Annotated in this window: 12 protein-coding genes; all 12 read right to left on the bottom strand. The window is 44.3% G+C overall.

Features of this window, described 5'->3' with window-relative positions; all coding sequences use genetic code 11:
- Positions 1–85 precede the first annotated feature (85 nt).
- Complete coding sequence (locus tag FD17_RS05310; RefSeq protein WP_057824341.1) at positions 86–1351, bottom strand: D-alanyl-D-alanine carboxypeptidase family protein; 1266 nt, start codon at positions 1349–1351, stop codon at positions 86–88.
- A gap of 12 nt (positions 1352–1363) precedes the next feature.
- Complete coding sequence (locus FD17_RS05315) at positions 1364–2530, bottom strand: sensor histidine kinase (protein WP_057824343.1); 1167 nt, start codon at positions 2528–2530, stop codon at positions 1364–1366.
- Between the two features lie 31 nt (positions 2531–2561).
- On the bottom strand, positions 2562–3251 hold the full coding sequence (gene croR, locus FD17_RS05320) for a response regulator transcription factor CroR (RefSeq protein ID WP_013727423.1): 690 nt from the start codon (positions 3249–3251) through the stop codon (positions 2562–2564).
- Positions 3252–3785: 534 nt separating this feature from the next.
- On the bottom strand, positions 3786–5213 hold the full coding sequence (locus FD17_RS05325; RefSeq protein ID WP_057824346.1) for a nicotinate phosphoribosyltransferase: 1428 nt from the start codon (positions 5211–5213) through the stop codon (positions 3786–3788).
- A gap of 116 nt (positions 5214–5329) precedes the next feature.
- A complete protein-coding gene (locus FD17_RS05330; protein ID WP_057824398.1) occupies positions 5330–6136 on the bottom strand; it encodes an NUDIX hydrolase in 807 nt (268 codons plus the stop codon).
- Positions 6137–6203: 67 nt separating this feature from the next.
- Positions 6204–6956 (bottom strand): matrixin family metalloprotease, encoded by a 753-nt coding sequence (locus tag FD17_RS05335; RefSeq protein ID WP_057824348.1) that lies wholly within the window; start codon positions 6954–6956, stop codon positions 6204–6206.
- 201 nt (positions 6957–7157) lie between these two features.
- Entirely contained in the window at positions 7158–8309 is a 1152-nt protein-coding gene (guaB, locus tag FD17_RS05340; protein ID WP_057824350.1) for an IMP dehydrogenase, read from the bottom strand.
- 320 nt (positions 8310–8629) lie between these two features.
- On the bottom strand, positions 8630–9379 hold the full coding sequence (locus tag FD17_RS05345) for a DUF1129 family protein (protein WP_057824351.1): 750 nt from the start codon (positions 9377–9379) through the stop codon (positions 8630–8632).
- 26 nt (positions 9380–9405) lie between these two features.
- Positions 9406–10506 (bottom strand): redox-regulated ATPase YchF, encoded by a 1101-nt coding sequence (gene ychF, locus FD17_RS05350; RefSeq protein ID WP_057824353.1) that lies wholly within the window; start codon positions 10504–10506, stop codon positions 9406–9408.
- Positions 10507–10530: 24 nt separating this feature from the next.
- Positions 10531–10716: a DUF951 domain-containing protein gene (locus FD17_RS05355; protein WP_013727415.1), complete on the bottom strand. Its 186-nt coding sequence runs from the start codon at positions 10714–10716 to the stop codon at positions 10531–10533.
- Positions 10717–11044: 328 nt separating this feature from the next.
- Complete coding sequence (locus tag FD17_RS05360; RefSeq protein ID WP_057824355.1) at positions 11045–11929, bottom strand: ParB/RepB/Spo0J family partition protein; 885 nt, start codon at positions 11927–11929, stop codon at positions 11045–11047.
- Positions 11922–12686, bottom strand: coding sequence for a ParA family protein (locus FD17_RS05365; RefSeq protein ID WP_057824357.1), 765 nt, complete (start codon positions 12684–12686; stop codon positions 11922–11924). The genes FD17_RS05360 and FD17_RS05365 overlap by 8 nt, the downstream gene beginning before the upstream one ends.
- Between the last annotated feature and the right edge of the window lie 15 nt (positions 12687–12701).

Below are 12701 nucleotides of genomic sequence, written 5' to 3' on the forward strand. Positions count from 1 at the left end.
CTGTGTGTAAAAATAATGTAAACACTCCAAGTACAATTATATGGGATATGCCCCAATTAATAAACACCTTTTGTGAAAATGAATTCTAAAACAGCCTCAATATCGCACGCCATAGGCGAACAAAAGGATTGGCTTTTTTTACGGAGTTTTTGGTAACCATGAAAATTTCTCCAGCTGACTTACCAATGTATTGCAATCGTTTGTCGCCAATTTTTAAATGAGCATTGCCGACATAAGTATTCTTTTTAGTTGGCGAAGCCAGTTTAGCCGGTTTTGTGACGTATTGCCCACTGATTTGGCTGGCGTGGGTTCCGTTAGCTGCCCATATCCAGTTGGCGGTCTTGGTTACCGGAATGACAGTTTCGGTTTTGCCATCCGGAATCTGTGCCTTGCCGACTCCGGTAACTTTGGACTTTGCTGCAAGTTTTACCGGCGTCAAAGTTGTATAAACCGAACGCATCAACTTGGCAGTCTGAATAAACCGGGCAGGATCACTGGCGCTTTGGTTTCTGGCACCCAACACCACGGTGATAATCCGATGACCACCATTCTCAGTTGCCGAGCCGACAAAACAAGCCCCTGCTTTATCGGAAGTTCCAGTTTTTAAGCCGTCAACCTGCACGCCCTTGGCAATGTTCTTATCATCAATCAGCTGATTGTGACCGGTCATCGCCATGCCATAAAAAGTCGAGCTGGTCTGTCTGGTCAGATTAATCACTTTTGGAAATTCTTTCAACAAATTTTTCGCCAATAAGGCGACGTCACTTGCAGATAATAAGTTTTCCGCATTGGCACTGACCTTTTGTAAAGCCAGCTTTCCGGTCAATTTGTTGGTGAGACCGGAGGCATTGTAAAATTTACCATCATGAATGCCCATCTTTCGGGCTGTCTTATTCATCAAATCGGCAAACTTTTCCGAAGTACCGGAAACTTTCTGCCCCAATGCTAAAGCAGCCGCATTCGCGGAAGCCACCAGGGTTGCGTTAACCAACTGGCGAACTGTATATGAACGGCCGGTTTTTAATGTCACGTTGGTCAGACCCGATGCCGTGCTTAATGACGCAAGCTCTGAGGAAATTTTGACCTTGCTTCCCCATGACAGGTGATGCTTCTGGATTTGTTGGTGAACGATATAAACCGTCATTAACTTGGAAATTGAGGCAATTGCCCGCGGTTGTTTGGCATTCTTCTGATACAAAATTTGACCGGTTTTGGCATCTACGGCGATCGCCGCTTTGGCATAGATATTAGGAGAAACGGTGTTTTGAGCACTGGCACTAACCGTGGTCGCCCCTGTTAGAACGCAAAAAAAGCCTATCAAGGTTATTACTAATTTAAGTCGATGCTTCATAAAGTTCTCCTTTTATTCAGCAGCTTTCGTTTGAGAAGGTTTGCTTAATTTGTCACCATGCTTAACTGGTAAATGAATGGCAAAAGTGGTTAAGCCTTCATCTGAACTGACGTTAATGTAACCGCCATGAAGGTCAATAATACTCTGGGCGATTGCCAAGCCTAAGCCGGAGCCGCCGGTTTCTTTGTTTCGAGAACTTTCAACCCGATAAAAACGCTCAAAGATTTGATCCAATGATTTTTTCGGAATTTCCGGTCCATCGTTAGCAACATGGATGACCACTTCACCAGGTTGGCCAACTGAGGCGCTCAAGTAAATGTGGTGGCCGCCCTTGCCATACTTGATCCCATTGGAAATCAGGTTGTTGAAGACCCGTCCAAGCTTTTCGGCATCTGCTTCAATGTACAACGGCTTGTCGGTTTCCTTAGCGGAAATTGCCAAACCATTTTTGTCAGCTTCAAGTTCAAAGCTGGCGACTAACTGTTCCATCATCTGGTTCAGATCAATTTTGCTAATTGATAGTGGCGTCCCAGTCTGCTTGACCTTGGTATATTCAAACAGATTATCCACCAGAGATTTCATTTGTTTTGCCTTTAAATAGGCAATATCAGTGTATTTTAACAGGTCTTCCTGACTATGATACTGCTTGTCCTGGATCAACCCAAGATAGCCTAGAATCGAGGTCAGTGGTGTCCTTAAATCGTGGCTGACATTGGTAATCAATTCATCCTTGGAACTTTCAATTGCCCGCTCCTCATCCATGGACTTAATGACACTGTCAACCAGTGCGTTGATACTTTCAACGACTGATTGAGTATTTCCTTTAAAATTAAATGGAATCCGGTGGTTCAAATGGCCATTGGCAATGTAATGTAGTTCACTGATGATGTGTCGAAGCTCCATTTGATGGTAGCGTCTGATTAAGCGCCAGTATACAACAGCAGCATCAAACAGCAGCATGAACACAATGAAAATGTTCTCCCAGCTCCAAAGGTGCATGTGGTCGGGACCGATAACGATCGACCGCTTGATGATAAAAATACCATCCCGCAAGCCAGGGTTTGTATAGAGTGATTGGTTAATTAAGATGATAATTGAAAGGTTGAGCAGCAACAGCAAAATAACCGTCACTATTCCTTCCAGGAGCAGTTCGGTTTTTTCACGACCTGTCAGTTTCATGCGACATCCCCCATTTCAAAATTGATGATGCTTAGTGGGACTCAATCTTGTAGCCCACACCCCAAACGGTCTGAATGACTTTCTCGCCGTTGGTTGCTTCTTCAATCTTGTCACGAAGGTGGCTGACATGAACCATGACGGTCTTGGCGGAAACAATACTTTCCTGACGCCATACCCGTTCAAAAATTTCGTCAGCTGAAAAGACCCGGTTGGGATGACTTGCCAACAGGTACAAAATACCAAACTCCAAAGCCGTTAACTGAATAGGCGTTCCGGTGATGGTTTTGACTTCGTGAGAATCTTTATTAATGGTAAGTGGACCAATGTCCAATACGTCGGGGGTATCGTTGGTAACGTGTTCTTCGGTCCGGCGAAGCAAGGACTTAACCCGGGCCATGACTTCAAGGGGATTAAACGGCTTGGTGACGTAATCGTCGGCACCGCTGATCAGGCCTTGAATCTTATCCATATCTTCGGTCTTGGCAGACAAAATAATGATGGGAATTTGAGAATCTTTACGGACTTCTTTAACCACTTCAATTCCGTTCATACCGGGCATCATAATGTCGAGAATCATCAAACCAATGTCTGATTCAGTCCGTAAACGGGTAAGGGCTTCTTGACCGCTATAGGCAGAAACTGGCTCATACCCTTCATTTCGAATGTAGATCTCGAGCAGTTGAGCAATTTCTTTATCATCATCAACAACTAAAATTTTCATAGCTTCATAACCTCATTATCGTATATATTTACTATTATTTTATCATTATTATGTGCATCACATTATTAATTAGCATCCAATACCGATTCTACACTTTTTAACAAATTCAACAACCGTGCTTGAAATGCTACTGTAAGACCGATACACAACGTTGACAAGGTTAGCAAGTGAAGCTTAAAAAAGACTTAAAAGAGAGTGCGAGTCAAGCCGCTTAGCTTCTGAGCATTAGGTAAATAACGAGTTTTAATGCGGGGCTTGCATTGAAGCTCGTTATTTGGCTAAGCGGAGGAAGCTGGCTTGGGGAGCACGTTTACGAGGCCGAAGGGAGCGTAAAATAAAAGAACCAATCAATCCTATCAGAAGAATAGAGAGGCTCTGACATAAGGTAAATACCGAATTTTGCTGCAAGTATTGCATTAAGACTCGATATTCAGCAAAACAGCAAAACCCATTTTAGCCAAACAAAGCTCAAAAATCCACAACAAAAAAGCCCCGGGGAACACCCCGAGGCCACTCAAATCCATCAATCTATAATTACTGTCCATCTTCCTCAAGCAGCCGTTCCTGCAAATCCGCCAACTTGGTCGTGATATAAATTGGGAATTCATCAGGATTGACCAGCCGTTCTGTGGCAGAAGGAATCTCACCCAACTTTTGTTTGGTATACTTCTGAATATCAAACACGCCAGGTAATTTCATCTTCAGATTAGTTCCATCAAGTGCCTCAACCTGCAATGGTTTGGCATCAAACTTTTCAATCCGCTGTTCACGCTTGGTGGCTAATGGATTGGCTTTCACAACGGTAATTGGTTGATCCAGTGATTCATCGCTCAAAGCAATAACGTCAGCAAATGCTTTATTCGTACCAGGTTCATACAGCCGGTATACCTGCTTGAGTCCAGGCAGTGTCACCTTTTCCCGGCTGGCACTGACCTTGATTTTAGGAATCATTTTGCCGTTTTCGCTGACGGCTGCAAGCTTATAAACGCCACTCAAAACTGGTGATGAAGCACTGGTAATCAACTTTTCACCAATCCCAAAGTTGTCCAGTGGAGCGCCTTCATGAAGCAATGAGGCGACAACATGTTCATCCAAGGCATTGGATGCCGTGATCTTTACTTCAGGCAGGCCGGCATCGTCGAGCATCTTTCTGGCAGCCTTTGAAAGCTGGGTAATATCCCCGGAGTCAATTCGGATGCCAACCGGCTTGTGGCCATTTTTCTTGAGTTCTTTAAATACTTTAATGGCATTTGGAACTCCCGATTTTAAAACATCGTAAGTGTCAACCAGTAAGGCAGCGTTGTCTGGATAAACTTCAGCCCACTTTTCAAATGAAGTTAATTCATCCGGGAATGATTCAATCCAGGCATGGGCCATCGTGCCGGCTGCTGGAATCCCGAACTTCTTGGCAGCCAATACGTTGGAAGTACTCGTACAGCCGCCGATAACAGCTGCCCGAGCGCCATAAGTGGCACTGTCAGGTCCTTGAGCCCGCCGAGCGCCAAACTCCATGACGGGACGATTACCGGCGGAATAAGTGATCCGTCTAGCTTTGGTGGCAATCAGAGATTGGTGATTCAAAATATTCAAGACTAAAGTTTCAAACAACTGCGTCTGTAACAGTGGTCCTTGAATCGTCAACAATGGTTCCCTTGGAAACACCGGAGTTCCTTCGGGGACAGCTGAAACTTTACAGTCGAACTTGAAGTCTTTCAGATAAGTTAAAAAGTTCTCCTGGAATAAGTTCAATGAACGCAGGTATTCAATGTCACTGTCATCAAAGGAAAAATTCTGCAGTGACTTGACCACTTGTTCCAGCCCTGCGGCTATTACAAAGCTGCCATCGTCCGGCACCTTGCGGAAGAAGACATCAAAGACTCCCTGCTCGTCAGTAATCGTCTGACGATAGCCGTTTGCCATAGAAAATTCGTATAAATCAGTGAGCATTGATAAATTATTCATAATATTCAGACACTTTCTTTTTATATTAAAAGTCGACTTAACTTTTATCTTGGTAAAAATAAAAGTATTTAAAACTTTTATTACACATTACAACGCCTTCGGGCAAAATTCAACCTTTACGCGCTCAAATAAGCCAATTTGTAAAGCCGTGCCGGACGTCCCGGGCCGTTCACCTCACTGGATCCAATGTCCGTGAAGAGTTGTTGATGACTTTTTTTAAAATTGGAATTGTCAATCTGTTGAACAGGAATTTTCATAAACGGTGAATACACCCGTCGAGCATCCTTCAGAGTAAATTTGCCACCCAAAATCAGCAGGATATTTGGCTGATAATTCAACTTATTGCGAATTCGATCACAAGCGACTTTTAGGATCCATTCGTGATCAAAAGCCAAATGTTTTTGGGGATCTGACTTTGTTCCGTCGAACTCGGTATAATAAGTCTTTTGAACTGGGCAATCGGTTGATTGAAATGTATGCACAGTATCGCTAAAAGAATAGGTCCGATCGGAATACCCCATGGTAAACCAACGGGCATCAGATGCCCCATAACCGGCTTTAAGCTGTGGCTTTTCAGGCAAAAATGTCATATAGGCAAGTGACAGTGCCCGGTCATTGGGGGTTCTCAAAGGGTTCGTGAAGGTCGCAAGCTGCTCGGTGTGACTGCCGGATAAGTCCATGCCGATCTTCTCACGGACCAAGCGTAATGCGGCTTCTTCAGCGCTCTCCTGAGCCCGCATGAAGGTTTCGGGCAATGCCCAATAATTGTCATATGGCGCGTTGTTGCGCTTGACCAGCAATATGTTGACCCGGTTGGTAACGTGATCAAAGCTCCAAATTAAATTGGTAATCGTAATAAATGGCCGTTCAAGAATGTTTTGTGAGTCCACAGAACTGCCTCCCCTGTCTTCAAAATAAATCATACTACCAGAATAATAATACTCCAATTTGGTAATAATATTGATAAATGTCAAAAACATTGGGAAAATTTTACCAATACAAGGGGTTTGCCAACCGGTTAAGGATCTTATTTTCGTAGGCAAATTGTTCCGCTAAATTAATCGTCTGTACTGGAAAGAGGCGTCGATGAATGGTAGTGCCAAACATCCCCGGTTCGATATCCGGTGCCTGACGACTTTTCAAATTAACAACCGGATCAGTCACCCGTTTGCTTCTGGCTCCGGTAGAGATTCGAATGGATGGCAATGAATAAAGCTGGCGAACGGATTCGATATCAACGTTTTGGATACTGTAGGATCGATTGGCAATATACATCACACTGGCCTTACCGGGATTATGGTTTAAGCCAATAGCGTGTCCCAGCTCATGTTCAGCGACATTAATCCATTCAAATTTCGCATAATGAAAGCTGCTTAATGTCTGATTATTAATTTCACATTTTGCTTTGACAATTAAATTCTGATTGTTGGTAGTTAAGTAGGTCATCCCGCTATAAGTCCCGCCAAGATTTGGGTTCATCTGAGTAATCACCTGAGCGTTGGGATCGTTGGTAATCTGAAAAGTAAAAACCCCGGTCCGGTTCCACGCTTGAACAGCACTTGTCCAAATAGACTGGAATCTTGGGGAACTTTGAGTGACATTCACGGTGGCAGTGTTAGTTTGAAATCTAGCAGCACCATGTGGGGTAATTGGTGTTGCGGCGTGGACATCAATTGATCCAAGCATTACCATGACACATGCAAATAAGACAAGAAATTCAATTTTGAGTAGTTGCCTAAACATGAAATCACCGCCTTGAATAAGTGTACGATTAACGTCTGTAATTACCTTTATTATATAACATATGTATTATAGTTTGAACTCATTAGCCTTCCCTGACACCACGAGGCCATAACAGGGTGCTTTTTTCGTCCAATCATGCGTGACACCAAACAAAAACAGGTCAATCGCATAAGCGAATGACCTGCTGAGGTTTGAGAATAATTAATCTTCTGGTTTATAGTTAGGAGCTTCTTTAGTGATATTAACGTCGTGGGGATGAGATTCTCTCAAGCCGGCGTTGGTAATCTGAACGAATTGGGCACTGTCATTAAGATCTTTAACAGTTGCTGAACCAGTGTAACCCATTCCTGAACGAAGGCCGCCGACCATCTGGAAGACGATGTCGTTGATGCTGCCCTTGTATTCAGTTTCACCTTCGATACCTTCGGGAACCAACTTGTTGGCTTCGCTAACGCCACCTTGGAAGTAACGGTCAGCTGAACCATGTTGTTGTTCCATGGCTGCAACACTTCCCATACCACGGTATGATTTGTACTTCTTGCCATGATCTTCGAAGACTTCACCAGGTGCTTCATCGGTTCCAGAGAAGACACTACCAAGCATAACAGCAGTTCCACCGGCAGCTAATGCCTTGACGATGTCACCTGAATATTGGATACCGCCATCAGCAATAATTGACTTGCCCCACTTGCGGGCAACACTGGCTGCATCATAAACGGCAGTGATTTGAGGAACGCCGACACCGGCAACAACCCGGGTTGTACAGATGGAGCCGGGACCAATTCCAACTTTGACAACATCAACACCGGCTTGGAAAAGCGCTTCGGTTCCGGCGGCAGTTGCAACGTTGCCGGCGATCAAAGTTGTGTGAGGATAGTGGTCACGAATTTCAGCAATCTTTCGAAGAACACCTGCTGAATGACCATGGGCGGTATCAATAACAATTGCATCCGCACCGGCTTTAAGTAAAGCTGAGGCACGATCAAATGTATCGGAGGAAACACCAACTGCTGCGGCAACTAATAACGCATCGTTGTCATCAACAGCAGCTTTTGGTGTATCGGCTGTCTTCTTAACTGCCTTAACCTTGGCAATCTCAGCAGCCTGATCTTCAATACTTAAATTCTTGTGAACCACACCCATACCACCAAGCTTGGCTAATGCAATCGCCATCTTCGATTCGGTAACAGTGTCCATTCCGGCACTTAGAAAAGGAACATTTAACTTCAAGTTGTCTGCCAATTGTACTGATAAATCCACATCATTTGGTAAAACATCACTCGCTGCTGGAATCAACAGCACATCATCAAACGTCAAACCTTTTTTACCGAATTTTTCATCCCAACTAACCATCTATCTCGCTCCTTTTTAATGTTGATTGCTTAACAATCTATCACTTTCATTTTGGTGAATCAACGCATTTGGATTAAATCTCATGCATTTCTAATAAAAATAACAAGCCCGTTAAGCAAATCGTTTTCTGAAATTGTTTTGATTATACACGACTCTTCCGAATAAATAAACCCCAATGTTCATGTATTTTTACTTCTCTGACAATTTATTTCGATTTTTAACAGTTAATGTTCGTGTTTTGCTGAAATGAATGTAAAAAAATAAGGCATTTTCAACAAGTGATCTTTTGAAAAGCCTTATCGTCCAATGTTTACGTTAGTTTAGAACACACCACCGGTAATGTTGTAGTGGCGTTTGATGAAGAATGAACCTGCTCCTGAGAGCACACCTAAGACGATGTAAATAATCGGGTTCAATACCGGATTAAGGACTGTCGGCAAAATAGATGCGACTGTGAAGATTCCCATCCACACGATCAGGAATAAGATAACCAGGATAATTCGAATCCAGACTGAAAACTTGTGTTTAACCCCTGGCGTGAACATCATGGTTACAATTGGAATTCCAAGCCCAGCCACCGCGGCACTGATGAGAATTCCAGTAATCCCCATCATCGGTGCATGGGCACTACCCTTGGTTGGCAGGAAGTACAAGACCCCATACATCAGGAAGAAGATGGTCAAAAACAGGACAGCATTGTACCCTGCATTTTTCCAATAGTCTCTGCGGGGATCGGCAGGTCTTGCCGGTGGATGAACTGTATTTTCGACTTTTTGATCAACAGTTCCCCACATATTTTTGGCAGTCTTTCCAGACTTTTGGCCTTCCAGCAATTGTTGAACCATTGTCTGGACGGCATCAGACTTCTTCTCTGCGGACAGTTTGGTGGCCCCGAGTGCCTGGTTGAACTTAAACATGTATTCTGCATTTCGTTTTGTTAACCCAATATTATCAAACTGGGAATGGACAATTTTTGCCGCATGATCCCGGTCTTGATGAACTTGAGCATTTTTTTCACGCGCTTTGCTGTTGGCATTACGCTTTGCTGTATCATCGTTGTTGCTGCTCACAAGCTTCACTCCTCAAATTGATCGTTTTAAACGTTAAACCTAAATTCAACAATATCGCCATCCTGCATAACGTAATCTTTACCTTCAAGACGCAGCTTACCCGCTTCTTTGACGGCTGCAGGAGTTTCTAACTTATCCAAATCATCAAATGCCATGACTTCAGCACGAATGAACCCACGCTCAAAGTCGGAATGGATGATCCCGGCTGCTTGAGGGGCCTTTGTACCCTTTTTAAACGTCCAGGCACGCGTTTCCTTACCACCTGCAGTGAAGAATGTCTGCAGGCCCAAAAGCTTGTATGAAGCTCTGATAAGACGGTTTAAGCCAGGTTCTTTAACACCTTCGGCATCCAGAAATTCAGCCTTTTCATCGTCGTCCAATTGGGCGATTTCTTCTTCGGGACCGGCAGCAACCGCAATCGCTTCGGCGCCTTCTTTTTCGGCGAATTCCTTAATCTCTGGGAAATACTTGGAATTCTCGGGATCAGCCATGTCGTCTTCGGCAATGTTGGCAACGTAAAGGACCGGCTTGCTTGTCAGTAAGAACAGACCTTTAACAATCTTTTGCTCATCTTCGTCAAAATCAATCGAACGAACCGAACCGCCGTCTTCCAATACCGGTTTGATTTTTTCAAGGACAGCTAATTCAGCTTTGGCCTCTTTGTCACTACCCTTGGCAGCCCGTTGGACCTTGCCCAAGCGTTTGTTAACGGAATCTAAATCGGCAATTCCAAGTTCCAAATTGATTGTGTCAATATCGTCTAATGGATCCACTTTGCCGGATACAGTGGTGATGTTATCATCATCGAATGCGCGGACAACGTGAACAATCGCATCTACCTGACGGATATTTTCCAAGAACTTGTTACCCAGTCCTTCACCCTTGCTGGCACCTTTGACGATTCCGGCAATATCGGTAAATTCAAAAGTGGTTGGGACAACTTTCTTGGCTGGAATTAATTCTTGAATCCGGTCCAACCGTTTGTCGGGAACTTCAACCATCCCGACGTTTGGGTCGATGGTGGCAAATGGATAATTGGCCATTTCGGCTCCGGCTTTGGTAATTGCGTTAAATAATGTTGACTTCCCAACGTTAGGCAAACCAACGATTCCTGCAGTTAATGCCATAATTCAACAACTCTTCTTTCTGGTTTATTTTTCAGCTTTTTCAAGGATCTTCTTTAATTTGTGATCAAATTCTCTGCGGGGCATCATCACAATGTGGCCGCAGCCGGTACATTGGATCTTAATGTCGGCACCCATGCGGATGATCTGCCAACGGTTAGTACCGCAGGGATGGGGCTTCTTCATTTCAACTAAGTCGTTTAAATCGTACATGGTGAGGTCTCCTTCCGGATCAGAGTGTGACAAGAGCCGGGAGATGCGGTTTCTAAGGATGCTTGGACTGAAACCCCGGTTTTGGGTTTTAGTTCAAGTGTCCTTAGAAGTTAGCATCTGGCTCATCGGAACACGTTTAGAGTGTGAGCCAAACCGGTTAACTTCCGAGCATTAGGTGAATAACAAGTTTTACTGCGGCTTTTGTAGTAAGACTTGTTATTTGGCTAAGCGGAAGAAGTTGGTTTGGGCCAAGTAGGCTAGGCAGGCTTTCGCCGGCCGTCGGAACACGTTTCGGCTAGATAACATTAAAATTTCACAATCCGGCTACCTAATCCAAATCGACCCCAAACATCTCCAAAATCCGGTTCAAATCATCAGTTGAGGTATACTCAATTTCAATCTTGCCCTTCCCCTTCTTACGAGAGGAGTTGACAATTGAGACCGGTGTTCCAAACTTTTCTTGGAGCTGGCCTTCGGATGCCCGAACAAATGGGGACTTTCTGGTAACCTTTTTCTTTTTGGAAGGCTTGTTGCCATTAATCTTGGCAGCTGCCTGCTCAAGTTGGCGAACTGTCAATGATTCATTCACTGACTTGCGAGCCAGCTTGATTAATTCCTGCTTGTTGTTAACGGAAAGCAGGGTTCGCGCCTGTCCCATTGACAGCTTTTTATCTTCCAACATTTTCTTAACTTCGGTTGGTAACCCAAGGATTCGAAGATAGTTGGCAATATAAGGCCGACTCTTTCCCAACCGAGTTGCAACCTGAGCCTGGGTCAAATCCAAGCGGCTCATGAGCATGTTGTATGCTTCAGCTTCTTCAAGTGTTGTCAGATCTTCTCGCTGCAGGTTTTCCATGACAGCGATTTCCATCATTTGCTCTTCGTTGACGCTGCGGATGATGGCCGGAATTGTTTCCTTCTTGGCAATCTTTGATGCCCGCAGACGCCGTTCACCGGTTAACAGTTCAAAGGATTCAACCTCTGGATCCGGCTGTCTGACAATGATTGGCTGGAAAACGCCCGAATTTTTAATTGAATGGGCTAAATCTTCCAAAGCCTTTTGATCAAACCGATGCCGTGGTTGGTAAGGATTTGGCTTAATGGTGCTGACTTTGATATCTAATACGTCTTCTTTACTGGTATCGACATTATTATCCTGGAACAGGGCTTCAATCCCTTTTCCAAGACCAGTTAATTTTTTCTTATTAGCCATGATTTGCCAACACCTCTTTTGCCAAATTCATATATTTCTCGGCACCTTTTGACTTTGGGTCGTAATCCATAATTGGCAGACCATAGCTTGGTGCTTCAGATAAGCGGACGTTTCTCGGAATAATTGTGTCATAGACTTCATCTTTGAAGTACTTGCGAACTTCAGCGTTAACCTGTTCGCCCAAATTCGTACGGGCATCAAACATGGTTAAAAGGACGCCTTCAATCTTCAGATCTGGATTGAAATGCTTCTGCACCAACTTGATGGTGTTCAGCAATTGACTCAACCCTTCCAGTGCATAGTATTCACTTTGAACCGGAATGAGAATTGAGTCACTGGCGGTAAAGGCATTGACGGTAATCAGACCAAGTGAAGGGGGACAATCGATCAAGACAAAATCGTATTGGTCCTTGACGGCATCCAATGCGGCCTTCAAACGGGTTTCTCTGGCCATCTGCGGGGTCAATTCAATCTCTGCCCCAGACAGTTGGATGGTCGCCGGAACAATGTCCAGGCCCTTATGCGATGTGTGCACGATGGTTTCAGCCATTGGTTCTTCATCGACCAAAACATCATAGATATCCTTTTTGATATCAGCTTTGGCAATGCCGACACCACTGGTCGCATTACCCTGCGCATCGGCATCCACAAGCAGAATTTTCTTTCCTAGTGAAGCCATGCCGGCACCCAAGTTAACCGCAGTAGTGGTCTTACCTACCCCGCCTTTTTGATTGGCAAGCGCGATTACATATGTCATCTTTCATCCCTCCTT

The organism is Lentilactobacillus sunkii DSM 19904 (genome assembly GCF_001435575.1).
GTDB lineage: Bacteria > Bacillota > Bacilli > Lactobacillales > Lactobacillaceae > Lentilactobacillus > Lentilactobacillus sunkii.

Bases quoted from the DNA above. Each gene is read 5' to 3' on its own strand.
- FD17_RS05325 (WP_057824346.1), bottom strand. From the start codon at position 5,213: ATGAATAATTTATCAATGCTCACTGATTTATACGAATTTTCTATGGCA.
- FD17_RS05360 (WP_057824355.1), bottom strand. From the start codon at position 11,929: ATGGCTAATAAGAAAAAATTAACTGGTCTTGGAAAAGGGATTGAAGCC.
- guaB (WP_057824350.1), bottom strand. From the start codon at position 8,309: ATGGTTAGTTGGGATGAAAAATTCGGTAAAAAAGGTTTGACGTTTGAT.
- FD17_RS05315 (WP_057824343.1), bottom strand. From the start codon at position 2,530: ATGAAACTGACAGGTCGTGAAAAAACCGAACTGCTCCTGGAAGGAATA.
- FD17_RS05355 (WP_013727415.1), bottom strand. From the start codon at position 10,716: ATGTACGATTTAAACGACTTAGTTGAAATGAAGAAGCCCCATCCCTGC.
- FD17_RS05330 (WP_057824398.1), bottom strand. From the start codon at position 6,136: ATGATTTATTTTGAAGACAGGGGAGGCAGTTCTGTGGACTCACAAAAC.
- FD17_RS05310 (WP_057824341.1), bottom strand. From the start codon at position 1,351: ATGAAGCATCGACTTAAATTAGTAATAACCTTGATAGGCTTTTTTTGC.
- FD17_RS05335 (WP_057824348.1), bottom strand. From the start codon at position 6,956: ATGTTTAGGCAACTACTCAAAATTGAATTTCTTGTCTTATTTGCATGT.
- ychF (WP_057824353.1), bottom strand. From the start codon at position 10,506: ATGGCATTAACTGCAGGAATCGTTGGTTTGCCTAACGTTGGGAAGTCA.
- FD17_RS05365 (WP_057824357.1), bottom strand. From the start codon at position 12,686: ATGACATATGTAATCGCGCTTGCCAATCAAAAAGGCGGGGTAGGTAAG.
- croR (WP_013727423.1), bottom strand. From the start codon at position 3,251: ATGAAAATTTTAGTTGTTGATGATGATAAAGAAATTGCTCAACTGCTC.